This is a genomic window from Pseudomonas sp. P1_A1 (genome assembly GCF_056406935.1).
Genome location: NZ_JBFTZE010000010.1, coordinates 114,526 through 140,224, shown reverse-complemented (window position 1 = coordinate 140,224; position 25,699 = coordinate 114,526). Strand labels below are relative to the sequence as shown.

General features: G+C 60.0%; 28 protein-coding genes. 15 read left to right on the top strand and 13 right to left on the bottom strand.

Features of this window, described 5'->3' with window-relative positions:
• Window positions 1–15 precede the first annotated feature (15 nt).
• The 4 genes from flgH to AC1D2Q_RS16830 all read right to left on the bottom strand — a co-directional run bounded on the left by flgH (window position 16) and on the right by AC1D2Q_RS16830 (window position 4,141).
• Window positions 16–711, bottom strand: a complete 696-nt coding sequence (gene flgH, locus AC1D2Q_RS16845) for a flagellar basal body L-ring protein FlgH (protein WP_007938561.1) — start codon at window positions 709–711, stop codon at window positions 16–18.
• A gap of 52 nt (window positions 712–763) precedes the next feature.
• Entirely contained in the window at window positions 764–1,549 is a 786-nt protein-coding gene (flgG, locus tag AC1D2Q_RS16840) for a flagellar basal-body rod protein FlgG (protein ID WP_007938559.1), read from the bottom strand.
• A gap of 45 nt (window positions 1,550–1,594) precedes the next feature.
• Window positions 1,595–2,335 carry a flagellar basal body rod protein FlgF gene (locus AC1D2Q_RS16835; RefSeq protein ID WP_026286705.1) on the bottom strand — a complete coding sequence of 247 codons (741 nt, stop codon included), beginning with the start codon at window positions 2,333–2,335 and terminating at the stop codon, window positions 1,595–1,597.
• A gap of 243 nt (window positions 2,336–2,578) precedes the next feature.
• Complete coding sequence (locus AC1D2Q_RS16830) at window positions 2,579–4,141, bottom strand: sigma-54-dependent phenylalanine hydroxylase transcriptional regulator PhhR (RefSeq protein WP_019579542.1); 1,563 nt, start codon at window positions 4,139–4,141, stop codon at window positions 2,579–2,581.
• A 281-nt stretch (window positions 4,142–4,422) separates the two neighbouring features.
• Between AC1D2Q_RS16830 and phhA the strand changes: the two genes are divergently transcribed.
• The 6 genes from phhA to AC1D2Q_RS16800 all read left to right on the top strand — a co-directional run bounded on the left by phhA (window position 4,423) and on the right by AC1D2Q_RS16800 (window position 8,789).
• Window positions 4,423–5,208 (top strand): phenylalanine 4-monooxygenase, encoded by a 786-nt coding sequence (gene phhA / locus AC1D2Q_RS16825; protein ID WP_018929945.1) that lies wholly within the window; start codon window positions 4,423–4,425, stop codon window positions 5,206–5,208.
• A gap of 104 nt (window positions 5,209–5,312) precedes the next feature.
• Window positions 5,313–5,669, top strand: coding sequence for a 4a-hydroxytetrahydrobiopterin dehydratase (locus AC1D2Q_RS16820; RefSeq protein ID WP_018929944.1), 357 nt, complete (start codon window positions 5,313–5,315; stop codon window positions 5,667–5,669).
• Entirely contained in the window at window positions 5,669–6,862 is a 1,194-nt protein-coding gene (locus AC1D2Q_RS16815) for an amino acid aminotransferase (protein WP_477813909.1), read from the top strand. Before AC1D2Q_RS16820 ends, AC1D2Q_RS16815 begins: the two co-directional genes overlap by 1 nt.
• 217 nt (window positions 6,863–7,079) lie before the next feature.
• Entirely contained in the window at window positions 7,080–7,211 is a 132-nt protein-coding gene (locus AC1D2Q_RS16810; protein ID WP_007938543.1) for a hypothetical protein, read from the top strand.
• Window positions 7,212–7,286: 75 nt separating this feature from the next.
• Complete coding sequence (locus tag AC1D2Q_RS16805) at window positions 7,287–7,535, top strand: hypothetical protein (RefSeq protein WP_477813966.1); 249 nt, start codon at window positions 7,287–7,289, stop codon at window positions 7,533–7,535.
• A 39-nt stretch (window positions 7,536–7,574) separates the two neighbouring features.
• Window positions 7,575–8,789 (top strand): MFS transporter, encoded by a 1,215-nt coding sequence (locus tag AC1D2Q_RS16800; RefSeq protein ID WP_477813908.1) that lies wholly within the window; start codon window positions 7,575–7,577, stop codon window positions 8,787–8,789.
• On the opposite strand, the gene arfB is transcribed toward AC1D2Q_RS16800, so the two are convergent.
• Both arfB and AC1D2Q_RS16790 read right to left on the bottom strand, forming a co-directional pair.
• Window positions 8,786–9,199: an alternative ribosome rescue aminoacyl-tRNA hydrolase ArfB gene (arfB, locus tag AC1D2Q_RS16795; RefSeq protein WP_007938537.1), complete on the bottom strand. Its 414-nt coding sequence runs from the start codon at window positions 9,197–9,199 to the stop codon at window positions 8,786–8,788. The two genes, AC1D2Q_RS16800 and arfB, sit on opposite strands and share 4 nt — an antisense overlap.
• Before the next feature lie 204 nt (window positions 9,200–9,403).
• Entirely contained in the window at window positions 9,404–10,816 is a 1,413-nt protein-coding gene (locus AC1D2Q_RS16790) for an amino acid permease (protein WP_477813907.1), read from the bottom strand.
• 947 nt (window positions 10,817–11,763) lie between these two features.
• On the opposite strand from AC1D2Q_RS16790, the gene AC1D2Q_RS16785 reads away from it, so the two are divergent.
• The gene (locus AC1D2Q_RS16785) at window positions 11,764–11,901 is read left to right on the top strand and encodes a hypothetical protein (RefSeq protein WP_007938535.1); all 138 of its coding nucleotides are present in this window, start codon (window positions 11,764–11,766) and stop codon (window positions 11,899–11,901) included.
• 67 nt (window positions 11,902–11,968) lie between these two features.
• Window positions 11,969–12,934 (top strand): M29 family metallopeptidase, encoded by a 966-nt coding sequence (locus AC1D2Q_RS16780; protein ID WP_477813906.1) that lies wholly within the window; start codon window positions 11,969–11,971, stop codon window positions 12,932–12,934.
• Between the two features lie 127 nt (window positions 12,935–13,061).
• Here AC1D2Q_RS16780 and rluB read toward each other — a convergent pair whose 3' ends face one another.
• The 5 genes from rluB to AC1D2Q_RS16755 form a co-directional block, all read right to left on the bottom strand.
• Window positions 13,062–14,327 carry a 23S rRNA pseudouridine(2605) synthase RluB gene (rluB, locus tag AC1D2Q_RS16775; RefSeq protein WP_477813905.1) on the bottom strand — a complete coding sequence of 422 codons (1,266 nt, stop codon included), beginning with the start codon at window positions 14,325–14,327 and terminating at the stop codon, window positions 13,062–13,064.
• Window positions 14,328–14,623: 296 nt separating this feature from the next.
• Window positions 14,624–15,616, bottom strand: coding sequence for an SMC-Scp complex subunit ScpB (gene scpB / locus AC1D2Q_RS16770; RefSeq protein WP_477813904.1), 993 nt, complete (start codon window positions 15,614–15,616; stop codon window positions 14,624–14,626).
• Between the two features lie 11 nt (window positions 15,617–15,627).
• Window positions 15,628–16,386 (bottom strand): segregation and condensation protein A, encoded by a 759-nt coding sequence (locus AC1D2Q_RS16765; protein ID WP_253548957.1) that lies wholly within the window; start codon window positions 16,384–16,386, stop codon window positions 15,628–15,630.
• 66 nt (window positions 16,387–16,452) lie between these two features.
• Entirely contained in the window at window positions 16,453–17,082 is a 630-nt protein-coding gene (locus tag AC1D2Q_RS16760; protein WP_007938530.1) for an L-threonylcarbamoyladenylate synthase, read from the bottom strand.
• 13 nt (window positions 17,083–17,095) lie between these two features.
• A complete protein-coding gene (locus AC1D2Q_RS16755) occupies window positions 17,096–17,959 on the bottom strand; it encodes a PHP domain-containing protein (protein WP_018929935.1) in 864 nt (287 codons plus the stop codon).
• An 87-nt stretch (window positions 17,960–18,046) separates the two neighbouring features.
• On the opposite strand from AC1D2Q_RS16755, the gene AC1D2Q_RS16750 reads away from it, so the two are divergent.
• The 6 genes from AC1D2Q_RS16750 (at window position 18,047) to AC1D2Q_RS16725 (ending at window position 22,387) form a co-directional block, all read left to right on the top strand.
• The gene (locus tag AC1D2Q_RS16750; protein WP_477813903.1) at window positions 18,047–18,643 is read left to right on the top strand and encodes a septation protein A; all 597 of its coding nucleotides are present in this window, start codon (window positions 18,047–18,049) and stop codon (window positions 18,641–18,643) included.
• A 1-nt stretch (window position 18,644) separates the two neighbouring features.
• Complete coding sequence (locus AC1D2Q_RS16745; protein ID WP_019579534.1) at window positions 18,645–18,944, top strand: YciI family protein; 300 nt, start codon at window positions 18,645–18,647, stop codon at window positions 18,942–18,944.
• A gap of 110 nt (window positions 18,945–19,054) precedes the next feature.
• Window positions 19,055–19,468, top strand: a complete 414-nt coding sequence (locus AC1D2Q_RS16740; RefSeq protein ID WP_064619574.1) for a hypothetical protein — start codon at window positions 19,055–19,057, stop codon at window positions 19,466–19,468.
• A gap of 7 nt (window positions 19,469–19,475) precedes the next feature.
• Window positions 19,476–20,153 (top strand): response regulator transcription factor, encoded by a 678-nt coding sequence (locus AC1D2Q_RS16735; RefSeq protein ID WP_008010984.1) that lies wholly within the window; start codon window positions 19,476–19,478, stop codon window positions 20,151–20,153.
• Window positions 20,154–20,358: 205 nt separating this feature from the next.
• The gene (locus AC1D2Q_RS16730) at window positions 20,359–20,808 is read left to right on the top strand and encodes a Spy/CpxP family protein refolding chaperone (RefSeq protein ID WP_477813902.1); all 450 of its coding nucleotides are present in this window, start codon (window positions 20,359–20,361) and stop codon (window positions 20,806–20,808) included.
• Between the two features lie 238 nt (window positions 20,809–21,046).
• Window positions 21,047–22,387: a sensor histidine kinase gene (locus AC1D2Q_RS16725; RefSeq protein ID WP_477813901.1), complete on the top strand. Its 1,341-nt coding sequence runs from the start codon at window positions 21,047–21,049 to the stop codon at window positions 22,385–22,387.
• A 124-nt stretch (window positions 22,388–22,511) separates the two neighbouring features.
• On the opposite strand, the gene AC1D2Q_RS16720 is transcribed toward AC1D2Q_RS16725, so the two are convergent.
• Window positions 22,512–23,078: an NAD(P)H nitroreductase gene (locus tag AC1D2Q_RS16720; RefSeq protein ID WP_086946375.1), complete on the bottom strand. Its 567-nt coding sequence runs from the start codon at window positions 23,076–23,078 to the stop codon at window positions 22,512–22,514.
• 122 nt (window positions 23,079–23,200) lie between these two features.
• On the opposite strand from AC1D2Q_RS16720, the gene AC1D2Q_RS16715 reads away from it, so the two are divergent.
• A complete protein-coding gene (locus AC1D2Q_RS16715) occupies window positions 23,201–24,655 on the top strand; it encodes a TrkH family potassium uptake protein (protein ID WP_477813900.1) in 1,455 nt (484 codons plus the stop codon).
• Here the strand turns inward: AC1D2Q_RS16715 and AC1D2Q_RS16710 are convergent.
• Window positions 24,612–25,673: an AraC family transcriptional regulator gene (locus tag AC1D2Q_RS16710; RefSeq protein WP_477813899.1), complete on the bottom strand. Its 1,062-nt coding sequence runs from the start codon at window positions 25,671–25,673 to the stop codon at window positions 24,612–24,614. The genes AC1D2Q_RS16715 and AC1D2Q_RS16710 overlap by 44 nt on opposite strands.
• Window positions 25,674–25,699: the final 26 nt, after the last annotated feature.

Below are 25,699 nucleotides of genomic sequence, written 5' to 3'. Positions count from 1 at the left end.
CACCAGAAAAGCCACCTAGAAAGGGAACAGCGGGCTGAGGAAGAAACGGTCGAACCAGCCTGGCTGACTCGCATCGGCAAATGCACCGGTGCCCGAATAGGTGATGCGCGCATCGGCGACGCGGGTCGACGACACGGTGTTATCGGTGGCGATGTCATCGGCACGAACGAGGCCGGCAATCCGCACCAGCTCGTCACCGGTGTTGAGGGTCAGCCACTTCTCGCCGCGCACAGCGATGATGCCGTTGGGCAACACGTCGGCAACGGTCACAGTGATCGAACCGGTCAGGCTGTTGCTCTGGCCGGTCTTGCTGTCGCCCTTGCTTGCACGATCAGCTTTGTAGCCGGCGTTCAGGCTCAAGTCGTTGCCACCGATCGGGTTGTTGGTGGTCAGGCTGGAGCCGAACAGCGAGGTCAGACCGACACTGGTGTCGCTGGTCTTGTCGATCTGCGAGTTGGCGTTCTTGCTCGCCTGAGTGCGCTCGTTCAGGGTGATGGTGATGATGTCACCCACCCGGAACGCCTTGCGGTCGCTGTACAGGTTCTGTTCGAAACCGGCCTGGTAGATCGAGCCGTTATTGGCGGCAGCCGGCAGCGGCGTGCGCGGCAACACCGGGGCGTAGTAAGGGTCATTGGGCTTTGGCGTCGGACCGACGCACCCCGCCAGCGCGGCGACCCCACTCAGTGCCAGAACAGATACAAAGCGATTCATGACCCTACCTCACGGTGTTGCAGGCGACCTCATGGCCGCCTCATAGACTTGATTACAGATTCTGCGTTACGAACGAGAGCATCTGGTCGGCGGTGGAGATCACCTTGGAGTTCATCTCGTAGGCGCGCTGAGTGGTGATCATGTTGACCATCTCTTCAACGGTGCTGACGTTGGATGTTTCCAGGGTGTTCTGCAGCGTGGTGCCGAAACCGGCCAGGCCCGGGGTGCCGACTTGCGGCGCGCCACTGGCAGCGGTTTCCAGGAACAGGTTGTTACCCACCGCTTGCAGACCGGCCGGGTTGATGAAGTCGGCGGTTTGCAGGTTGCCGATCACTTGGGCGGCCGGGCTGCCGGCAACAGTGATGGACACGGTGCCGTCACGGCCAACGGTGAACGTCTGGGCGTTGTTCGGAATGACAATGGCCGGCTCCAGGGCGAAGCCGCTGGCGTTGACGATCTGGCCGTTGGAATCCAGGTGGAAGGTACCGTCACGGGTGTAGGACGTGGTGCCATCGGGCTGCAGGATCTGGAAGAAACCGCGACCGTCGATGGCCATGTCCAATGGCTGCTCGGTGGTTTGCAGGCTGCCGGCGGTGAAGTTTTTCTGGGTGCCGACGATGCGCACACCGGTACCCACTTGCAGACCCGACGGCAGTTCGCTGTCCTGGGTCGACTGGGCGCCTGGCTGGCGTTTGATCTGATACAGCAAGTCCTGGAACTCGGCGCGGTCACGTTTGAAACCCGTGGTCGATACGTTCGCCAGGTTGTTGGAAATGGTGGTGAGGTTGGTGTCCTGGGCGGACAGACCTGTTTTGGCAACCCATAGAGCCGGAAGCATTCGATTCTCCTCGTGCGCCTGTTTTACGGCGCGACGTTCTGATAATTAGCTGATCTGCAAGACCCGAGCCATGGCCTGGTCATCGTCTTTGGCGGTGTTCATCATCTTGATGTGCAGCTCGAACTGCTTGGCCAGCGCCAGTACCGAAGTCATTTCTTCCACGGCATTGACGTTGCTCGACTCGAGGAACCCGGACACCAGTTTGACGCCGGCATCGGCTTGCGCCGGCTTGCCGTCCTTGGTGTGGATCGAACCGTCCAGGCCTTTGGTCATGTTCTTGAAGTCCGGGTTGACCAGTTTGATGCGGTCGACTTCGGCCATCACCCGCGGGCCTTCGCCCATCGCGCGGATGCTGACGGTGCCGTCTTCGCCGACTTCGATCTGCTGCTCGGGCGGCACGGCAATCGGCCCGCCATTACCCATCACCGGCATGCCGTTACCGGCGCGCAACACGCCCAGGGCGTCAACGTTGAGGCTGCCGGTGCGCACGTAGCTCTCACCGCCATCGGGGTTCTGCACGGCGATCCAGCCGTTGCCTTGCACCGCGACATCGAGGTCACGACCGGTTTCCACCAGCGCGCCCGGGGAGAAGTCGGTGGCCGGACGTTCGCTCATGGCAAACGCACGCGCCGGAAAGCTGTCACCAAACACCGGCATCGAACGGGCCTGCTCCAGGTCCTTCTGAAAACCATTGGTAGAGATGTTCGCCAGGTTGTTGGCATGAGCCTTCTGCGCCAGTGCATTCTGGCTGGCGCCGGTCATTGCCACATAAAGGTACTTGTCCACACTCTTTCCTCTGCATGCCGGACGTTTGCCGCCCACCGCTGTACTGCTGAGCCATAAGCAATTTGCAGACCAACTTTTTTCTGGCGGCGCCGGGCCCGGCAAACAAAGGACTTGAGGGGTTTAGAGGGGATTGGGGGAATGTATCGAAGACGAAAAACCGGCGGTGTTATGCCGCTTCGCGGCAACAAAGCAAAAGATCTCTGATCGTTCCCACGCTCCGCGTGGGAACGATCAGTCACAGGTTTAAACACCCGGCTCTTTGCCGACCTCATACTCCCGCAACTTATTGGCAATGGTGGTATGGGAAACCCCCAACCGCTTGCCCAGTTGCCGACTGCTCGGATACTCGGAATACAAGCGCTCCAACACCGCTTTCTCGAAGCGCCCGACAATCTCGTCCAGCCCGCCCTCGAGGGAGAAATCGCCAAGCGGCTGACGCACGCCGTAGTCCGGCAGACGAATGTGCTCGGCTTTGACCGTGCCGCCCTCGCACAGGGAAACCGCCTGAAACAAAACGTTTTCCAACTGCCGCACGTTACCCGGCCAGTGATAGTGACTGAGCCGTTCCATCGCCGCCGGCGCCAGTTTCGGCAGCGGGCAACCGATCTGTCGACTGGCCTGATCGAGGAAGTGCTCCACCAGCGGCGCCAGGCCGTCGAGGCATTCGCGTAGTGGCGGGATGTGTAGCGAGAGCACGTTCAAGCGGTGGTACAAATCCTGGCGAAATTCACCGCGAGCACACAGCTCGGACAAGTCCACCTGAGTCGCGCAGATCACCCGCACATCCAGATAGACCTCTTCATCGCTGCCGACACGACGGAAGCAACCGTCCTGCAGAAAGCGCAGCAATTTCACCTGCAAGCGCGGGCTCATTTCGCCGACGCCATCGAGAAACAACGTACCGCCCGCCGTCAGTTCCAGAAGCCCAAGCTTGCCTTCGGCCCGCGCCCCTTCGAAGGCGCCGGGGCCGTAGCCAAACAATTCAGTCTCGGCCATGGACTCTGGCAGGCCGGCGCAGTTGAGCGCCATCAGCGGTGATTGCCCACGCGGGCTCGCCAGGTGACAGGCCCGCGCCAGCAACTCTTTGCCGGTGCCGGTTTCGCCTTCGATCAATAGCGGCGCATCCAGCGGTGCCATGCGCCGCGCTTCGCGAACCACCGCCGCCATCACTTTCGAGCTTTGGAAAATGCTGTCGAAGCCGCGCAACTCCTGTTTACGCACGTTATAGATGCGCTCGCCCACCCGGTCCGCCCGGTGCAGCGTCAACACCGCACCGGCCATGGCCTCGCTTTCGTCATGCTCCGATTGCAGCGGCGCGATGTCGGCGAGAAACACGTCGCCCTTGACCTTGACCCGCAAGCCGTTGATCCGCGACTTGTTGGCGCGCACCAGTTCCGGCAAGTCGAAGTCTTCGGCATACCGCGACAACGGAATCCCCGGCACCTCATCCACCCGCACCCCGAGCAACTGCGCCGCCGCACGGTTGGCCGCGACGATGGAGCCGCCCATGTCGATCGACAGCACCGGAAACTCCAGGGCACCGAGCAAGGCATTGAGCTCCATATGCCGACGCTCGCTGGGCATCAGCCCTACACGCTTGACGCCGAATACCCCGCCAATCGCCTCGAACTTCGGCCGCAACGCCTGGAACTGAATGTTGATCAGGTTCGGGCAATGCAGATAGATCGCATTGCCATGCTCACCGCCCACCTCGCCGCGAGCGACGTTGATCCCGTACTCGACCAGCAGGTTGAGAATGTCGCGCAGGATACCGATGCGGTTCTGGCAGTGGACTTTGATACGCATATAAAGGCTCGTAACAGGGGTGATCGAGGCCCGACGCAAGGAAATTTCTGCGCGAACGCCAAGTTAGTCGTCAAGATTATGTGACACCCGTGATCCATTTCAAACACGGAAATATCAATACTTACGCTACAGCAGCAAAACCGTAACGAATACTTTACAAAAAGCTTGGGCTTTTCCTACATAAGCCGCGGATCACCTGCTGCAAAGTCGCACACCTTGGCGTATCTCTAATTCCAGAGCAGGACATAAAACAAGAACGTATCCCCTAGCAGGAGAGCAGTATGAAGCAGACGCAATACGTGGCTCGCGAGCCCGATGCGCAAGGTTTTATCGACTACCCCGCTGAAGAACACGCGGTGTGGAATACGCTGATCACTCGCCAACTGAAAGTGGTCGAGGGTCGTGCATGCCAGGAATACCTGGACGGCATTGAAAAACTCGGTCTGCCCCACGACCGCATTCCGCAACTCGGTGAAATCAACAAAGTCCTCGGTGAAACCACCGGCTGGCAAGTTGCCCGAGTGCCCGCGCTGATTCCCTTCCAGACCTTTTTCGAATTGCTGGCGAACAAGCAGTTTCCGGTAGCGACCTTTATTCGTACCCGCGAAGAACTGGATTACCTGCAAGAGCCGGACATTTTCCACGAGATCTTCGGCCACTGCCCGTTGCTGACCAACCCCTGGTTCGCCGAATTCACCCACACCTACGGCAAACTCGGCCTACAGGCTTCCAAGGAAGAACGCGTGTACCTGGCGCGCCTGTACTGGATGACCATCGAGTTCGGCCTGGTCGACACGCCGCAAGGCCTGCGCATCTATGGCGGCGGCATTCTGTCCTCGCCGAAAGAAACTGTTTACGCCCTGTCGGACGCACCTGAACATCAGGCCTTCGACCCGCTGGAATGCATGCGTACGCCGTATCGCATCGACATTCTGCAACCGCTGTACTTTGTCCTGCCGAACCTCAAGCGCCTGTTCGATCTGGCCCACGAAGACATCATGGGCATGGTCAAACAAGGCATGCAGCTTGGGTTGCACGCACCGAAATTTCCGCCAAAAGCCGCTTGATCCGCAGCTTTTAGAATCAAGTGAGCCTGTCAGGATCCGACGCTTTGGTTTAGCGTGGCGGTACTGACGGTCGAATTCCAATAATCAGATTTCAGGAACTCATCATGTCCACATTGAACCAAGCCCATTGCGAAGCCTGCCGCGCCGATGCCCCTCAGGTCAGCGACGAAGAACTGCCGATCCTGATCAAACAGATCCCTGACTGGAACATCGAAGTGCGCGACGGTGTGATGCAGTTGGAAAAAGTTTTCCTGTTCAAGAACTTCAAGCACGCGCTGGCGTTCACCAACGCCGTCGGTGAAATCTCCGAGGCCGAAGGTCACCACCCGGGCCTGCTAACCGAGTGGGGCAAAGTCACCGTGACCTGGTGGAGCCACTCCATCAAGGGCCTGCACCGCAACGACTTCATCATGGCCGCGCGCACTGACGAAGTGGCCAAAGACGCCGAGGGCCGCAAATAATGCACTTCGACGCCATCGGCCGAGTACCCGGCGACCCGATTCTCGGCCTGATGGAGGCCTATGCGCAGGACCCTAACCCGCGCAAGTTCGACCTTGGCGTGGGTGTCTACAAAGACGCCCAGGGCCTGACGCCAATCCTTGAAGCGGTGAAGCTTGCCGAGCAGCGCCTGGTGGATCGCCAGGCCACCAAGACTTACATCGGCGGCCACGGCGATGCGGCGTTCGGCAAGGTCATCAACGAGTTGGTGCTGGGCGCCGATTCGGCGCTGATCGCCGAGCAACGGGCCGGCGCCACCCAAACGCCGGGCGGCACCGGCGCGCTGCGCTTGAGCGCCGACTTCATCGCCCAATGCCTGCCGGGCCGTGGCGTGTGGCTGAGCAGCCCGACCTGGCCGATCCACGAAACGATTTTCGCGACGGCCGGGGTCAAGGTCAGTCACTACCCGTACGTGGGCAGCGATAACCGCCTCGATGTCGAAGCGATGCTGGCGGTGCTCAATCAAGCACCGAAGGGCGATGTGGTGCTGCTGCACGCCTGCTGCCACAACCCGACCGGTTTCGACCTGTCCCATGACGATTGGCGCCGGGTGCTGGATGTGGTGCGCAGTCGCGACTTGCTGCCTCTGATCGACTTCGCCTATCAGGGATTCGGCGATGGCCTGGAGCAAGATGCCTGGTCGACCCGGCTGTTCGCCGCCGAGTTGCCGGAAGTGCTGATCACCAGTTCCTGCTCGAAGAACTTCGGCCTGTACCGCGACCGCATCGGTGCGCTGATTGTCTGCGCGCAAACCGCCGACAAGCTGGTGGACATCCGCAGCCAACTGGCCAACATCGCCCGCAACCTGTGGTCGACACCGCCGGATCACGGCGCTGCCGTAGTCGCGACCATCCTTGGCGATCCAGAGTTGAAAAGCCGCTGGGCCGACGAAGTGGAAGCCATGCGTTTGCGCATCGCCCAGCTGCGCAACGGTCTGGTCGAAGCGCTCGAACCCCACGGGTTGCGCGAGCGGTTTGCGCACATTGGCGTGCAACGCGGGATGTTTTCCTACACCGGTTTGTCGCCGGAGCAGGTCAAGCAACTGCGCGAACATCACAGTGTGTACATGGTCAGCTCGGGCCGGGCGAACGTGGCGGGGATCGATGCGACACGCCTGGACCTGCTGGCCGAGGCCATCGCTGACGTTTGCAAGTAACCCCCTCCCACTGATCGTTCCCACGCTCCCACGCTCCCACGCAGAGCGTGGGAACGATCAATTGAGCCTATCCCATTGACCTGTCTAGACAATTCCATCCGTCGCAACATGCGGATATAAAGTCTATTTGTCATTTTTCCTGCTGTATCCTGCCCAGGCTTTTTTAAAAGCGCGGATCTACCAGATCTATCAACAGACTTAGCGAGGAGCGCGAAACATGCACGAGATCCCTAATCTCCCCTTCCCAAGCCTGCACGAAACTGAGCAGACAACCACGCAACAAGCCGGCGCCCAACAGCCCGAGCCGAAAGAAGCACCTGAACGCCGCCAGGCCGACAGAGAAGACTGATACACCTGCAATGCCAGACCGTGTGGAAAGCGCTAACATGCGCTTTCCACACTGCCTGAACCGCGAGCCCGCACCATGAGCGATGATTTCACTGAAGCCCAGGCCAGCGTCCTGATCGGCACCGCCGAGAAGATGATCGACATCTGGAATCGCCTTTCCCCCGAGAAACAAGCCGCCCTGCTGGCCCGCTTCGGCAGCGAAGAAAATGCCCTGGCCGCCCTGGTCACGACGCAACTGGTCGCCCCCCGCAAAATCCTGACTCATCCCGTTCGGCAATTAGTTTTACTTTTTCACGCCCCGCGACCGTCCACGCCGCTATCATAAGCAGCCTATCTATCCTGCTGCCCCGTGGACCTTTTACCCATGTCAGAAACCCAGCGCCCCCTGGCGGTCACGCTGCAAGTCGTTTCCATCGTCCTGTTCACTTTCATCGGTTACCTCAATATCGGTATTCCCCTGGCCGTATTGCCGGGCTACGTCCACAGCGACCTCGGCTTCGGCGCGGTGATCGCCGGGCTGGTGATCAGCGTGCAATACCTGGCCACCCTCCTCAGCCGCCCTTACGCCGGGCGCATCATCGATAACAAGGGCAGCAAACTGGCGGTGATGTATGGCCTCGCCGGTTGTGGTTTGAGCGGTGTGTTCATGCTGATTTCGGCCTGGACGCAAAGCCTGCCGATACTGAGTTTGATCAGCCTGTTGATTGGCCGCCTGATACTCGGCAGCGCGGAAAGCCTGGTCGGCTCCGGGTCGATCGGCTGGGGCATCGGCCGGGTCGGCGCGGCGAACACCGCCAAGGTCATCTCCTGGAACGGCATTGCCAGTTACGGCGCGTTGGCGGTCGGCGCACCACTGGGGGTGCTGCTGGTGAGTCAATTGGGTTTGTGGAGCATGGGCGTGAGCATCATGCTGCTGGCCGTGCTGGGCGTGGCGCTGGCCTGGCCGAAAACCGCGGCGCCGATTGTCGCCGGTGAGCGTTTGCCGTTCATGCATGTGCTGGGACGGGTGTTCCCTCATGGCTGCGGCCTGGCACTGGGTTCCATCGGCTTTGGCACCATCGCGACCTTCATCACCCTGTATTACGCCACTCAGCATTGGTCCAACGCGGTGCTGTCCCTGAGTTTGTTCGGTGCCAGTTTCATTGGCGCGCGACTACTGTTCGGCAACCTGATCAACCGCCTCGGCGGCTTTCGCGTGGCGATTGCCTGCCTCTCGGTGGAAACCCTCGGGCTGTTGCTGCTGTGGCTGGCGCCAGATGCTCATTGGGCACTGGCCGGTGCGGCGCTGAGCGGTTTCGGCTTTTCGCTGGTGTTCCCGGCCTTGGGCGTGGAAGCGGTCAATCTGGTGCCGGCCTCCAGCCGTGGCGCAGCAGTTGGGGCCTATTCGCTGTTCATCGATTTGTCACTGGGGATTACCGGACCGCTGGCGGGTGCGATTGCTGCAGGATTCGGGTTTGCCTCGATCTTCCTGTTCGCCGCCCTCGCCGCTTTGAGCGGATTGATGTTGAGCGTTTACTTGTACCGGCAGGCGCCAAAGCACCTTAATGAAAGGCACCGGGAAGAAAGAGAAGCGCATTAAAAGTCGACCTTTCCGCGCCCAGCCTTGATGCTGCCGCGTTTGGTCTTGGATTCGAGCCGACGCTTTTTCGAACCCAGAGTCGGCTTGGTCGGGCGGCGTTTCTTTTCCACTTTGGTAGCGCTGAGGATCAACTCGGTCAGACGCTCCAGCGCATCGGCGCGGTTCTGCTCCTGCGTGCGGTATTGCTGGGCCTTGATGATCAACACCCCTTCGCTGGTGATGCGACTGTCACGCAACGCCAGCAGCCGTTCCTTGTAAAACTCGGGCAGGGACGAGGCCGGAATGTCGAAGCGCAGGTGCACCGCACTGGAGACCTTGTTGACGTTCTGCCCACCGGCGCCCTGGGCGCGAATGGCCGTCAACTCGATCTCGGCATCCGGCAGATGCACGTTGTTGGAAATCACCAGCATGGAAAAGCGTCCGGGTTCAGGGTGGTCAGGATACCGCGAATGATGGGCTGACTCCTGTAGGAGCTGCCGAAGGCTGCGATCTTTTGATCTTGCCTTTGAAAAGCAAAGTCAAAAGATCGCAGCCTTCGGCAGCTCCTACGTAACGCATGATGCAGAAACGACAAACCCGGCACATGGCCGGGTTTGTTGTTTCTGCGCGTTGCGTTATTTCACAGCAACCTGCAACGCCTGTTGGGCGCTGCGCTTGTTCTTGATGCCGTAGCAGATCCACATGAACGCAACCCACACCGGAATCGCATACACCGAGACCTGGATGCCCGGGATCAGCAGCATCACGCCGAGGATGAACACCACGAACGCCAGGCAGATGTAGTTGCCGTACGGGTACCACAGGGCCTTGAACAACGGCGTCTGCCGGGTCTTGTTCATGTGCTGGCGGAACTTGAAGTGCGAGAAGCTGATCATCGCCCAGTTGATCACCAGGGTCGCAACCACCAACGACATCAACAGTTCCAGCGCGTTTTGCGGGATCAGGTAGTTCAGCAACACCGCGATCAACGTCACAGCGGCCGACGCCAGGATCGAACGTACCGGCACGCCACGCTTGTCGATCTTCGACAAGGCTTTCGGCGCATCGCCCTGCTCGGCCATACCCAGCAGCATGCGGCTGTTGCAGTAAGTACCGCTGTTGTACACCGACAGCGCCGCGGTCAGGACCACGAAGTTGAGGATATGCGCGGCGGTGTTGCTGCCGAGCATCGAGAACACCTGCACGAACGGGCTGCCGCTATAGGCATCGCCAGACGCATTCAGTGTCGTCAGCAGGCTGTCCCAAGGGGTCAGCGACAACAGGACCACCAGCGCACCGATGTAGAAAATCAGGATCCGGTAGATCACCTGGTTGATGGCTTTCGGGATCACGGTTTTCGGTTTGTCGGCTTCAGCGGCGGTGAAACCGAGCATTTCCAGGCCACCGAAGGAGAACATGATGATCGCCATGGCCATCACCAGACCGCTGACACCGTTCGGGAAGAAGCCACCGTGGGACCACAGGTTGGTTACCGAGGCTTGCGGGCCGCCGTTACCGCTGACCAGCAAATAGCTGCCCAGGGCAATCATACCGACGATCGCCACGACCTTGATGATCGCGAACCAGAACTCGGCCTCACCGAAGACTTTGACGTTGGCCAGGTTGATCGCGTTGATCAGCACGAAGAACGCAGCGGCGGAGACCCAGGTCGGGATATCCGGCGCCCAGTAGTGGATGTATTTGCCGACCGCGGTCAGCTCCGACATGCCCACCAGGATGTACAGAATCCAGCAGTTCCAGCCCGACAGGAAACCGGCAAAACCGCCCCAGTATTTGTGCGCGAAGTGGCTGAAGGAACCGGCCACCGGCTCTTCGACGATCATTTCGCCCAATTGGCGCATGATCATGAAGGCGATGAAGCCGCAAATGGCGTAGCCGAGAATCATCGACGGGCCGGCGGATTTGAGCACGCCGGCCGAGCCGAGGAACAACCCGGTACCGATCGCGCCACCGAGGGCGATCAGTTGAATATGGCGATTTTTCAGGCCGCGTTTAAGCGTACCTGAATGCGAGTTTTGTCCACTCATGAAAAGGGTCTCACGCAAGGTTTGATGATGTTCAGTAGACGTTGCTGCTCGGTTGCGATTTCAAGCAGCGCCGATCAAACCCCAGCGCAGGCACCAGGAGTTCAGCGTTTTTACGACAGTCATGCGTCACCTGTTTGTTTTTATCTGTGACGAAATCGAACCCGACACGCTCGTGACGCGGCGGAGTGAACAAGGCGGATAGCCTTGAGGTTTGCGCTGTTGCGCAGAGGGTCACAGTTAAAACGCGGCGCATTGTACACCTGTAACCCCCTGCTGCCAGACACCACTGGATCAGCGCGTCGGTTGCCGGGATTGCCTGTGTCCGCCTCGAAGGTCTCGGGCGGCCGCAAAAATTGAGTCAGACCTTTGCAGGTCCTCGGCGGGGGCAACGGAAAAATCGCCCCACAGTGGGAGATGGAGATGAGTCACGGCGTTCATTGCGCCTCCTTCTTGTTATGTACCTGCACGACAGGCATGGGGCGCATCTCACCTTTCAATCGAGGCTGAGACAAGCGCGCCAGAGCCCTTGAACAGCGCCATCGCGGCGGCGGACGGCAGGTTTTCCTTACAGCCCTTTCCACAGCGGCATTCCATGGGGTTTGAGCACGCTTTTCGTAAGGATTTATTTACAGCGCGTAACGCATGCTTTCCAAATCAGATCCAGAGAGCCGTCGACTGTAAATTGACGATAGGAAGCTTCCTAAGGAGTTTTCCGACTTAGTTTTCTGTTTTTTATTAGGAAATTTACTTTTTTTAAAATGGAATAATTAGTTCAAATGAAAATTATTTAATTATTTTTTTGCAATTCAAAAACCTGTGAACTAGGTTTTCAGCGACTTGCCGAGCCGCATCGACCGGCAAGTTGACGCGCTCTTCAATGAATGAAAAACGCGCCACTGTTTTTACCGAAGCTGTTCTTACCGTAAAAGTCATCTAGGAGATTCACCATGCAAGCACTGGACAAAGACTTGGACACTGAACTGCAACTCGACGATTGGTTTGAAGCACCGACCCATGAAGCCGCCGTTGAAATGATGCAAGCCGACGCGGTTGTTCCGTTCGGCACGGCGATGTGGCCTCTGTAAGACATCCCGGCGGGCATGATCCGGCCGGTCGTGCCCGCCACTTACCAGGTTTGTCAGGGAGGACTCCATGGATAAGCAGCGTGCCATCTCGCATTTCCTTTACTACCTCGAACATCACCCAGCCGTTGCCGGCATCAACCCGGCGAAGGTCTTGCTCGGCCATACCGCTGATTACGAGGCGCTGACCGGCGCCATCGCCGAACAGGCCGGCAACAGCCCAAGGTTCAGCTTCAGCGCGATGCGTCTGGACCTCGAACCCACCGAATTGCTGGCCAAGGCGATTGTCGACAGCGATCTGTACATCTTCTTCTACGACTCTTCCACCCTGCCCAACCCGCGTCCCGACGGGCCGGACTTTGTCCGCGCGTTGCAAGGCGTGATGGCGGAAAACTGGAAGAAGTCGCTGCTGTTCAAGGATTACGGCGATTACTTCTACGACACGTTCAGTGTCACGCCGCGGCGGATTGCCGGGCTGAACAGCCATTTGATCCAGCGCATGTCCCAGGCCACCACTTTAAGTTTCAAAGATGATCATGGCTCGTGGTTCGAAACACCGTTGAGCAGTATCAAGAAGTGGACCGACATCAACGGTGTCGGCAACTTCGATCTGGCGCCCGGCGAGATTGCCACCCATAGCGAGGCGATTAATGGCCGGGTCAAGTTTATGGGGACGTTCCTCAGCACGATTCCGTTTGCCCGCAAGTACGGCGTACTCGCGTCACCGCTGGAGTTGTGGATCGAGAACTCGACCATCAGCAAAATCGCCACCGACGTGCCGGGGCTGGAACATGACTTCAACAAGTACCTGGACGCCAATCCGTCCAATCGACGCATCGAGGAGTTGGGGATCGGCACCAACGAAGGTGTGAAAGAGTTGTATGCGCGCAATGCCGGGTTCGAGGAACGTCATTGCGGGCTGCACTTGGGGTTGGGCGGAGGCGCCAAGGGCAGCCATCATCTGGACCTGATCTTCTCTGGCGGCGTGTTGGCGCTGGATGATGAGCCGGTGTTTGATCGGCGGTTTGTGTTTTAAGCAGGATTGATGGTGTTCGGGCCGACGCCTTGCTGATCGTTCCCACGCTCTGCGTGGGAACGATCAAAACCGGACACAAAAAAAACGCCATCCCGAGGAATGGCGTTTTTTATGCTGCGCTTACCGATTACTCAGGCTTGCGACGACCGAAGCCCGGACGCTGGCCGGAGCCGGCGGGTGCGCCGCGGCGCTTGCCCGATGGTGCGTCCTTGTCGACCAGCACGATGCCTGGGCGTTTCTTCGGCGCCGGCTTGGCCGGGCGCTTGGTGTCGGCCGGGCGGTCTGCCACCGGCGTACCACGGCCGGCAGGCGCACCGCGATCGCTACGACCACCGGACGGAGCGCCACGGCCTTCGCCACGCTCAGTACGACCGTTGGCCGGACGCGGCGTGCGTGGACCGCGCTCACCGTCCTGGCGTGGCGCTGGCTTGCGGGCCGGGCGCTCGCCTTCGATCTGCGGCTCGCGAGATGGACGCGGGCCGGCAGCTGGAGCGCCAGCGGCTGGACGCAGGGTCCGTACGCGTTCGGTCTTGCCCACCGGGCGGGACGATTTGCGCTGCATACGCTCGAGCTTGTCTTTGCTCTTGGCGTTCATTTGCGGCATCGCCACCGGCGTCAGGCCGACTTCAGCACTCAGAATGTCGACTTCCTGCTGGCTCATTTCGCGCCAGCGACCCATCGGCAGGTCGGAGTTGAGGAACACCGGACCGAAACGCACGCGCTTCAGGCGGCTGACCACCAGGCCTTGGGATTCCCACAGACGACGAACTTCGCGGTTACGACCTTCCATCACCACGCAGTGGTACCAGTGGTTGAAACCTTCGCCACCTGGTGCCTGCTTGATGTCAGTGAACTTGGCCGGGCCGTCTTCGAGCACCACGCCTGCCTTCAGACGCTCGATCATCTCATCGTCGACTTCACCACGTACACGGACGGCGTATTCACGGTCCATTTCGTAGGACGGGTGCATCAGCCGGTTGGCCAGCTCACCGTCAGTGGTGAACATCAGCAGACCCGTGGTGTTGATGTCCAGGCGACCGATGTTGATCCAGCGACCTTCTTTCGGGCGCGGCATCTTGTCGAACACGGTCGGACGGCCTTCCGGGTCGTCACGGGTGCAGATTTCACCGTCGGGTTTGTTGTACATGATCACGCGGCGTACCGACTCGGCAGCTTCTTCGCGCTTGATCACCTTGCCATCGATGGTGATGGCGTCATGCAGGTCGACGCGCAGGCCAAGAGTGGCGTCTTTGCCATTGACCTTGATGCGGCCGTGGCTGATCCAGGCTTCTACGTCACGGCGCGAGCCGACGCCGATACGGGCGAGGACTTTCTGCAGTTTTTCGCCTGCTGGGCMGATTTCCTGGTCGTCTTTCTGGTCGTTGATACTCATCTGGGCACCTCCCGGTGTGATCAAGTTCAGGCCTTGGCCTGAAGATGTGAAATCTGGTCATTTGACGAAGGGATCGTCAAAGGGTCGCGAATCATACGCTCATGGGAGCGTTCGCGCATCAGAGACTAGCTGATCGACGGGAGGTTATTTGCTTTTCCGCCGGCCGGTGGCACCTGGGGCAACAAGATCAAAAGATCGCAGCCTGCGGCAGCTCCTACGGAAGGCGGTGTTCATCCGGGATATTCCGGCGAACATCGATCCTATAGCTGCCGCAGGCTGCGATCTTTTGGCGGACTTCAATCCTCGAATTGGCGGCGTTCGGCCTCGATCGCTTCGGCCAGGGCCCGGGCTTCGGCTTCTTCGTCGCTCAGTTCAGGTTCGGGCTTGGGTTGTTCTAGCGCGGCAACCGCAGCCAGCAGTTTCTCGCGAGCCTCGGCAACGCCAAGAATGTCATCCTCAGGCTCTGGTTCCTGCTCTTCTTCGTCAGCCGCTTCGGCCTCAACCTGAAGCTCTACCTCGACTTCCGCCTCCGGTTCCGGCTGCTCCAATACCTCTTCAGTCTCGGTCAACTCGCCATCGCGCAACAAATCGTCGAAATCGGTCTTGAGCCCCTCCTCCATGGTGTCCAGCTCCAGCAACAGCGTGTGGAAGCTGGTTTCTTCCTTGGGCTCTTCCGGCTCGGCGCTGGCATCTGCCAACTCTTGCAAGCCGGCCGGCACCGGCGCGTCGTCGAAATCGAGGACAGGATCAGGTTCCAGCTCACGCAGTTCGGCCAGCGGCGGCAGGTCGTCGAGGTTCTTCAGGTTGAAGTGATCGAGAAAGGCCTTGGTGGTGGCAAACATCGCCGGTTTGCCGGGCACGTCGCGGTAACCGACGATGCGGATCCACTCACGCTCCAGCAGGGTTTTGACGATGTGGCTGTTGACCGCCACGCCGCGCACGTCTTCGATCTCGCCCCGGGTGATCGGTTGGCGATAGGCGATCAGGGCCATGGTTTCGAGCATGGCGCGCGAGTAACGCTGCGGCCGCTCTTCCCACAAGCGCCCGACCCACGGCGCGAACTTTTCGCGGATCTGCAGGCGATACCCGGAGGCGACTTCCTTCAACTCGAAGGCTCGGCCATCGCAGGATTTGCCCAGAATCGTCAGTGCTTTCTTGAAAACCGCTGGTTCGGGCCGCTCGCCTTCTTCGAAGAGTTCGAACAGGCGATCAAGCGATTGCGGTTTTCCCGAGGCCAACAGAAAGGCTTCAAGCAGTGGCGCCAGCTCGCGGGGTTCAGTCAGGTTCATGATTCAACTCGTTATTCGGCTCGGGCTCGCACATGTATCGCCGCGAACGGCTCATTCTGCACCAGCTCGACCAAGGATTCCTTGACCAGTTCGAGGATCGCCATAAAGGTCACCACCACCCCCAAGCGCCCTTCTTCAGCGGTGAACAACTCGACAAAGGGCACGAAACCGCCGCCCTTGAGCCGTTCCAGCACATCGCTCATGCGCTCGCGAGTGGACAGTGCCTCGCGGCTGACCTGGTGACTTTCGAACATGTCGCCACGGCGCAAGACCTCGGCCATGGACATCAGCAACTCTTCCAGGCTTACATCCGGCAGCAACTTGCGCGCCCTCGCTTCCGGTGCATCGAGCTTGGGCACCACCACGTCGCGACCGACGCGGCTCAGACCATCGATGCCTTCGGCGGCGGCCTTGAAGCGTTCGTATTCCTGCAAACGGCGGATCAGTTCGGCGCGAGGGTCGTCTTCCTCGTCTTCGATGGTTTCGGCCCGCGGCAGCAGCATCCGCGATTTGATCTCGGCAAGCATCGCGGCCATTACCAGGTACTCGGCGGCCAGTTCCAGGCGCACCGACTGCATCAACTCGACATAGCCCATGTACTGGCGGGTGATTTCCGCCACCGGGATGTCGAGGATGTTGATGTTCTGCTTGCGGATCAGGTACAGGAGCAGGTCGAGCGGGCCTTCGAAGGCTTCCAGAAAGACCTCGAGCGCATCCGGCGGGATGTACAGGTCCAGCGGCATTTCCATGACCGCCTGGCCATAGACCATGGCGAAAGGCAGTTCTTGCTGGGCACCGGCCTGGCTGTCGACGGGTTCTGGTTCTACTGCAGACATCTACGCCTCGGCCATGAATGGCGTAGGGTCGCCGCAACCGACACGGATGACTTCCGGCTCGCCGTCGGCGAGGTTGATCACGGTGGATGCCTTGATCCCGCCGAAACCGCCGTCGATGATCAGGTCCACCTGATGCTCCAGCAACTGGCGCATTTCGTAGGGATCGGTCAGCGGGTCGGTGTCGCCGGGCATGATCAGGGTCACACTCATCAGCGGTTCGCCGAGTTCTTCCAGCAGCGCCAACGCAATCGGATGGCTCGGCACGCGCAGGCCGATGGTGCGTTTTTTCGGGTGCAACAATAGCCGCGGAACTTCGCGGGTGGCGTTGAGAATGAAGGTGTAAGGCCCCGGCAAGTGGGCCTTGAGCAGACGGAAAGTACCGGTGTCGATCTTGGCGAACAGCCCCAGCTGCGACAGGTCGCTGCAGATCAGCGCGAAGTTGTGCTTCTCATCCAGCTGACGCAACCGACGCACACGTTCCACGGCGGTCTTGTCACCGATCTGGCAACCAATGGCGTAGGAAGAGTCTGTGGGATAAATCACCACCCCGCCGTTGCGGATGATCTCGACAGCCTGTTTGATCAGGCGCGCTTGCGGGTTTTCCGGATGAATCTGGAAAAATTGACTCACATTCTCTACCTGTTCAGACGGCGGCAATAATTGGGTCATGTTTGAATCGACACCACAGTGGTGGCAGATCCTCCGGGAGCGGGCGGTATTCACCGATCTCGGACCAGCCTCCAGGGCCATGAAAATCACTGCCGGCGCTGACCAGCAGACCAAACTCACGGGCAAGAATCGCCAGGCTGCCCACTTGCTCGGCGGGCTGATGGCCATTGACCACTTCAATCGCGTGGCCCCCGGCTTGAATATAGTCAGAAATCAGGCGGCGACGCTTGCTACGAGTGAAATCGTAGTGCCAAGGGTGCGCCAGGCTGACCCAGGCACCCGCGGCGCGCAGGGTCTCGACGGTGTCTTCGAGGGTCGGCCAGTGCAGCTTGACGTCTCCCAGCTTGCCGGCGCCCAGCCATTTGCGGAACGCTTCGGCGCGATCCTTGACGAAACCTTCGCGCACCATCCAGTCGGCGAAGTGCGGACGGGCCGGCGCGTTGCCGCTGTCGCCCAGTTCCTGCTGAATGGCGCGGGCGCCGTCAAGCGCCCCCGGCATGCCTTTCAACGCCAACTTGCGGCTTATTTCTTCGGACCGTAGCCAGCGGCCATCGTGCAATTTGGCGATGGCCTCGACCAATGGCGCGGCATTGACGTCGAAACCATAGCCCAGCACATGAATGGTCGCCCCGCCCCAGGTGCAGGACAATTCGACGCCGTTGACCAGTTGCATCCCCAGCGCCGTCGCGGCGCTACGGGCCTCGTCGAGGCCTTCAAGGGTGTCGTGATCAGTCAAGGCCAGGACTCGCACGCCTTTCTCGAACGCACGCGCAACCAGTGCCGCAGGCGCCAGGGCGCCATCGGAGGCCGTGCTATGGCAGTGCAAATCAACATTCACAGGACTATGTAACCTCAAATCAGCTGACGCTATCGCGCGTCAATATGTTTGTTATTATGCCGCCACATCCTGCTTCTGGCTGCCACTGTGAAACAATTCATCGACTTCATCCCGCTTCTGCTGTTTTTCATGGTCTTCAAAATCGACCCGCGGGTCGTCGACATTGGCGGTCATCAACTGTCTGTCGGTGGTATTTACAGCGCCACCGCGATGCTGATCATCAGCTCCCTGGTGGTCTACGGCACGCTGTACATCAAGCAGCGCAAGCTGGAGAAGAGCCAGTGGCTGACCCTTATTGCCTGCCTCGTCTTCGGCAGCCTGACCCTGGCGTTCCACAGCGAAACCTTCCTGAAATGGAAAGCCCCAGTGGTCAACTGGCTGTTTGCCCTCGCGTTCATCGGCAGCCATTTCGTCGGTGACCAACTGCTGATCAAACGCATCATGGGCCACGCGCTGACCCTGCCGGAGCCAATCTGGACCCGTCTGAACATCGCCTGGATCGGTTTTTTCCTGTTTTGCGGTGCCGCCAACCTGTTCGTCGCGTTCACGTTCCAGAGCTACTGGGTAGACTTCAAGGTCTTCGGCAGCCTGGGCATGACTTTGCTGTTCCTGGTCGGCCAGGGCATCTACCTGTCCCGCCACCTGCACGACGCCGACACCACAACGCCAAAAACCGAGGACTGACATGCTTTACGCAATCATTGCCACAGACGTCGCCAACTCCCTGGAAGCCCGACTGGCCGCACGGCCTGCGCACCTTGAGCGTCTGCAAGTGCTCAAGGGCGAAGGTCGTATCGTATTGGCCGGTCCACACCCGGCGGTCGACAGCAATGATCCGGGCGCGGCCGGTTTTACTGGCAGCCTGATCGTCGCCGAATTCGAGTCCCTGAGCGCCGCCAAGGCCTGGGCCGACGCCGATCCGTACGTTGCCGCAGGCGTCTACGCCAATGTTCTGGTCAAGCCCTTCAAGCAAGTCCTGCCGTAAAGTTCTCGCGTGCGGTGAATCTTATCGATTCATCGCACGTTCAATCGCTCATTATTCTCGTTTACCGGCCGACAACCTGCCCAATACTCGTATTGGAATCAGGAGTTGCGATGCGCAAAGGTCCGTTGTGTCTGATGTTGGTGACGTTGTCGATCATGGCGCCCGCCCATGGTGAAGAAAGCGCCAATGGCGGTAATTCGACGCCGCTGTCCTTGAGCGCCGGTAGCCAGATCACCGAATTGCAGCAGCGCTTGAAAGAAAGCGAGCAGCAACGGGAAACACTGAGCAAACAATTGCAAACCACCGATGGCGAGCGCGAAAGCGCCCAGCTGAGCCGGTTGCGCCAGGAGAATCAGCGCCTGAAGCTGCAACTCAAGGAAACCCTGGCCAGCAGCCCACTACCGCGCCTGCTGACCGATCAGCAGCAGTGGTTCGTTATTGGGGCGGCAGTAGCGCTATTGGCCCTGCTCTGCGGTATCTTCGCCAGTGGTGCCACCAGAAAACGTAGGCAATGGCTAAATTGAGTGAGTCATGAGCGAGCTGTTACTAATTGATGATGACCAGGAGCTGTGTGAGCTCCTGAGCAGTTGGCTGAGCCAGGAAGGCTTTCAGGTTCGCGCCTGCCACGATGGCCAGAGCGCCCGTCGCGCGTTGGCCGAAACGTCTCCGGCGGCCGTGGTGCTGGACGTGATGCTGCCGGACGGCAGCGGCCTGGAATTGCTCAAGCAACTGCGCAGCGACCATCCGGATTTGCCGGTGCTGATGCTGTCGGCCCGTGGCGAACCACTGGACCGTATCCTCGGCCTGGAACTGGGCGCCGACGATTACCTGGCCAAGCCGTGCGACCCACGGGAACTGACCGCCCGCCTGCGCGCGGTGTTGCGCCGCAGTCATCCGACGGCGGTCTCCAGCCAGCTCGAGCTGGGCGACCTGTGCTTCAGCCCGGTGCGCGGGGTGGTCAGCATCGATGAACAGGAATTCACCCTCACCGTTTCCGAAAGCCGCCTGCTCGAAGCCCTGCTCAAGCAACCGGGAGAACCGCTGGATAAACAGGAACTGGCGCAAATCGCCCTCGGTCGCAAACTGACCCTGTACGACCGCAGCCTGGACATGCACGTCAGCAACCTGCGCAAAAAAATCGGCCCACACCCCGACGGCCGCCCGCGCATCGTGGCCCTGCGCAGTCGCGGTTACTACTACAGCCTGTAAGAACCGAGAAAGAACCGAACAAAAGCAAGCTGTGGCGWGGGAGTTTGCTCCCTCGCCACAGCTTGGTGCCCGCATCTGGAACTTTGTCAGGAAGGTAGAAAACCGTCTTTACCCAAGCTTTACGCTCCGCTGACCGCCGTTGACCTTGATCTGCGTAATCTGCACACATCCGGAACGTACCGGGAACGAGACAAGGAGATACACCATGCGCAAGACTCTTATCGCTCTGATGTTTGCTGCCGCCCTGCCGACCGTTGCCATGGCCACGCCTGAAGGCACAGGCCCGATGGGTGATTACATGGACGGCTCGCGCCACGGCGGTCAGATGCACGGCATGCACGGTAAAGGCCCTTACAGCCAACTGGACCTGAGCCGCGAACAGCGCGAGCAGATCCGCAAAATCATGGGCGAGCAGATGCACGAGCGTCAGCAACTGGTCGACAAGTACCTGGAAAAACTCTCGCCAGCCGACCAGAAAGCCCTGAAAGACGAGATGGAGGCCAAGCACAAGAAAGCCGAAGCCGATGTTCGCGCCGTGCTGAAACCGGATCAACAGAAGCAATTCGACGAGATCCAGAAGAAACAAGCTGAGCGTCGCGCCGAATGGGCCGAGTTCAAGGCCTGGAAAGCGCAGCAAGCGCAAAAAGCGCAATAATGCGTTAACCCCGGACCCAACGGCCAATCACCGTTGGGTCTGATGCCACTCAGTTCATTGTGGAGCGAGCCTTTGTGGCGAGGGAGCTTGCTCCCGTTGGGTCGCGAAGCGGCCCCGGCATTTCAAAGTTAAACCGTATCTAACGGGTTTACGACTGCTTCGCAGTCGAACGGGGCGATGTGGCGTTCCGACAAGCCCCCTCGCCACACATTGATTTGAGCTTGTTCGAGGATTTTCTGTGCGCTCATTGTTCTGGCGTATCCTGGCCAGCTTCTGGCTGGCCATCGCTCTGGTTGCAGGGCTTTCCATTTTGCTGGGACACATGCTCAACCAGGACGCGTGGATTCTCAGTCGCCACCCGGGCCTCAACACCCTGGCCGAACAATGGACGCAAACCTACGAAAGCCAAGGCGAAGAAGCAGCCCAGGACATCCTGGAACAGCGCAAGCGCCAATATCACATCGACGTTCAGGTGCTCAACGAGGCAGGAGACCCGGTGGTACGCGGCACCTTCCCTCGGCGTGCAGCGGCCTTCGAAGCACGGCAGCAAAACGATGATCGGCGACTGCCGTGGCGACGCCTGACCGATGAATACACCAGCGCCAAGACCGGCGACACCTACCTGCTGATCTATCGTATTCCGCACCCGGAACTGGACGCCTGGCACCGCGAAAGCCTGCTCTGGCCGTTGAGCGCGCTGGGTATCGCCCTGGTGGTACTGACCCTGTTCAGCCTGCTGGTGACCTTTTCCATCACCCGACCGCTGAGCCGTTTACGTGGCGCAGTGCATGAGTTGGGGCAGACGACGTATCAGCAAAACAGCCTGGCGCAACTGGCTAACCGCCGCGATGAGTTCGGTGTGCTGGCCAACGACTTCAATCGCATGGGCGCGCGCCTGCAAAGCCTGATCGGCAGTCAGCGGCAATTGCTGCGCGATGTGTCCCATGAATTGCGCTCGCCCTTGGCCCGACTGCGCATTGCGCTGGCACTGGCCGAGCGGGCCAACCCTCAGGAGCGGGAAAAACTCTGGCCGCGCCTGACCCGTGAATGTGATCGACTGGAAGCACTGATCAGCGAAATCCTGGTGTTGGCTCGGGTCGATGCCGACAACGCCAGTGCCGAAGAGGTGGATCTCAATGCACTGCTCAATACCCTGCAAAAGGACGCTCAGCTAGGTTCGCCGGAGCAGAACGTGCGCCTTGAGGCCGAGCCGCAACTGAACCTCAGAGGCTGGCCGACCATGATCGAGCGGGCCGTGGACAACCTGCTACGCAACGCCCAGCGCTTTAACCCTGTCGGGCAACCGATCGAAATGCAGGCGTCGCGTCAGGGCGAGAGGATTGTGGTCAGCGTGCGCGATCATGGCCCTGGCGTAGAGGCCGAGCATTTGAATCAGCTGGGTGAACCGTTCTATCGGGCACCGGGGCAGACAACGGCCGGGCATGGCTTGGGGCTGGCCATCGCACGCCGTGCGGCGGAACGGCATGGCGGCAGCCTGGTGCTGGCCAATCATCCTGGGGGTGGGTTTATTGCCAGCCTGGAATTGCCGTTGGTGCCGGGGGCGGTGGTTCAACCGTAAATCGGGGGGTGATGCAAGAAGATCGCAGCCTCGTTTCACTCGACAGCTCCTACACAGCTCCTACAAGGTTATGTGTACTTCTGTAGGAGCTGTCGAGTGCAACGAGGCTGCGATCTTTTGATCTTCAGGCCTTACCGGACCAAGCGCTGACAAACTCGGCCAGATCAACCTTCTCCGCTACACGCGGTTCTTTCTGCGGCGTACCGAGATAAAGGAACGCAATCACCTCTTCCCCTTCGGCCAAACCCAACCCCTTGGCTACATGCGGCGAATAGGCCAGCTCACCGGTGCGCCATACGGCGCCAATGCCTTGCGCGTAAGCGGCCAGCAAAATCCCGTGAGCCGCGCAGCCTGCCGCCAACAATTGTTCGGATTTCGGGTATTTGACGTGATCCTGCAAACGCGCGATCACCACAACCACCAGCGGTGCACGCAGCGGGCCGTTACGGGCCTTGTCCAGCGCGGCTTCTGACACCTCGCTGTCTTGCAGCTTCGCCGCTTCGGCCAGCAACTCGCCCATTTGCTCGCGCGCCGCGCCTTCGACTGTCAGGAAGCGCCAAGGCTGCAAATGGCCGTGGTCTGGCGCGCGCATCGCGGCGGCAAACAGCACTTCCCGTTGCTCGGCAGTGGGCGCCGGATCGAGCAGTCGTGGAACGGAAACACGGTTGAGCAAAGCGTCGAGAGCCTGCATCGGCCACCTCCTGGAAAAAATGTCTGGCTATTCTAGCTGCATCTGCCAAAGGGCTGTCGGTTTACATGCCCTGCCCCGCAGGTAGAATGGCGCCCTTCCCTACTTCAGCCCGAGCGGACTTCATGGCGTTGCCGACCTTACGGATCATTGGTTTCATCATCGGCATCTTCCTGATCACGCTGGCCATTTCCATGGTCGTGCCCATGGCCACCCTGGTGATTTTCGAGCACACCAGCGACCTGCCATCGTTCCTCTGGGCCAGCATGATTACCTTTGTCGCCGGCCTGGCCCTAGTGATTCCGGGGCGCCCCGAACACATCCATCTACGCCCGCGAGACATGTACCTGCTGACCGTCAGCAGCTGGCTGGTGGTGTGCATCTTCGCCGCCCTGCCGTTCCTGCTGACCCAGAACATCAGCTACACCGACTCATTCTTCGAAAGCATGTCCGGCATCACCGCCACCGGTTCGACGGTGCTCACAGGCCTGGACACCATGTCCCCCGGCATCCTGATATGGCGCTCCTTGCTGCACTGGATCGGCGGGATCGGCTTTATCGGCATGGCGGTCGCGATTCTGCCATTGCTGCGCATCGGTGGCATGCGGCTGTTTCAGACCGAGTCGTCAGACCGTTCCGAAAAGGTCATGCCCCGTTCGCACATGGTGGCGCGCTTGATCGTTGCGACCTACGTCGGCATCACCATTTTCGGCAGCCTGGCGTTCTGGTGGGCCGGGATGAGCCCGTTCGATGCGATCAACCACGCGATGTCGGCGATTTCCACCGGCGGGTTTTCCACCTCCGACCAGTCTTTGGCCAAATGGCCGGAGCCTGCGGTGCATTGGGTCGCGATCGTCATCATGATTCTCGGCGCCTTGCCGTTCACCTTGTATGTCGCCACGTTACGCGGTAACCGTCGGGCGCTGATCAAGGATGAACAGGTGCAAGGCTTGCTCGGCATGTTGCTGGTGACCTGGCTGGTGCTCGGCACCTGGTACTGGTGGACCACCCAGTTGCACTGGCTGGACGCCTTGCGGCATGTGGCGCTGAACGTCACTTCGGTGGTGACGACGACAGGTTTTGCACTGGGGGACTACAGCCTCTGGGGCAACTTCTCGCTGATGCTGTTCTTTTACCTGGGGTTTGTTGGCGGCTGCTCGGGTTCGACCGCTGGCGGGATCAAGATTTTCCGCTTCCAGGTGGCCTACATTCTGCTCAAGGCCAACCTTAACCAGTTGATTCACCCGCGCGCAGTGATCAAGCAGAAGTACAACGGCCACCGTCTCGACGAAGAAATCGTACGTTCGATCCTGACCTTTTCGTTCTTTTTCGCCATCACCATTTGCGTGATCGCTCTACTGCTGTCGCTGCTTGGCGTGGACTGGATGACCGCCCTGACCGGCGCGGCCAGCACGGTGTCCGGCGTCGGCCCGGGGTTGGGGGAAACCATTGGCCCGGCGGGTAACTTCGCCAGCCTGCCGGATGCCGCGAAGTGGATTCTCTCGTTCGGCATGCTGTTGGGTCGGCTGGAGATCATTACGGTGTTTGTTCTGTGTATCCCTGCGTTCTGGCGTCACTGACCGGCTTGAGCGCTTCCGTCAGCCGCGCCCGGTATTCGCCGGGGGTGGTGTTGAACCAGCGTCGGAAAGCGCGGAAGAAGTTGCTCGGATCGGCAAACCCCAGCAGGTAGGCAATTTCCAGCAGTGTCATGCTCGGTCGCGCCAGGTATTGCTCGGCCAGTTCACGCCGCGTGTCATCCAGCAACGTCTGAAAACTCGTGCCCTCTTCCTGCAAGCGTCGCTGCAAAGTGCGTTGCGACAGGTGCAGCGCCTGCGCTACCGCATCGCGCTTGGGTTCGCCCTGGGGCAGCAAGCGGCACAACACCTGCCGCGCATTGTGGGTCACGCGGCTCTCGGCAAACCGCGCCAGGTATTCACCGGCAATGCGGTCGTGCAGCAGCGCCATGGCCTCGTTGGCGGTGGGCAACGGCGCCTCCAGCTCAGCGCGCTCGAAAATCAAGGCGTCATAGGGCGCATTGAACATCATCGGCGCGTGGAAGGCTTGCTTATACGGTTCGAGGTCGGCGGGTTGATCGCCCTGCAGCAGCACTTTGCGCGGATGCAGCGCGCGCCCGGTCAACCAGCCGCAAAACGCCAGGGCACAGGCCATCGATGCTTCAGCGCTTTGTCGGGTCGGTGGCAAGTGGTCGCCATGCACCGTCAGAATCAGCGCATACCCCTCGTCCAGTATGCGAAAACTCAGATCGGCACTTTCGGCAATGATTCGCTGATAACGCACCAGACGTTGAAAGCCTTCGGCCAGGGTTCGACTGGACATCAAGGCATAACCGGCAACGTGCAGGGACGCCGGTCGCACCACCTTGCCCATGTTCAGGCCGATCGCCGGGTTGCCGGACAACTCGACCGCGCGCTGCCAGAGCCGCGTCATGGAATCTTGCGGGAAGCGCGCATCCGGATCATCCAGTGCCGCATAGTCGAGCCCTAGCTGCTTGAACAAAACCCGGCAATCCAGGCCGTCCATTTCCAGTGCTTTGACAATCCCCATCGCCCAGCTTGCAGAAGTCGTTCGTTCGCTCATGGCGTTTACTACGTAATGGCCGCATG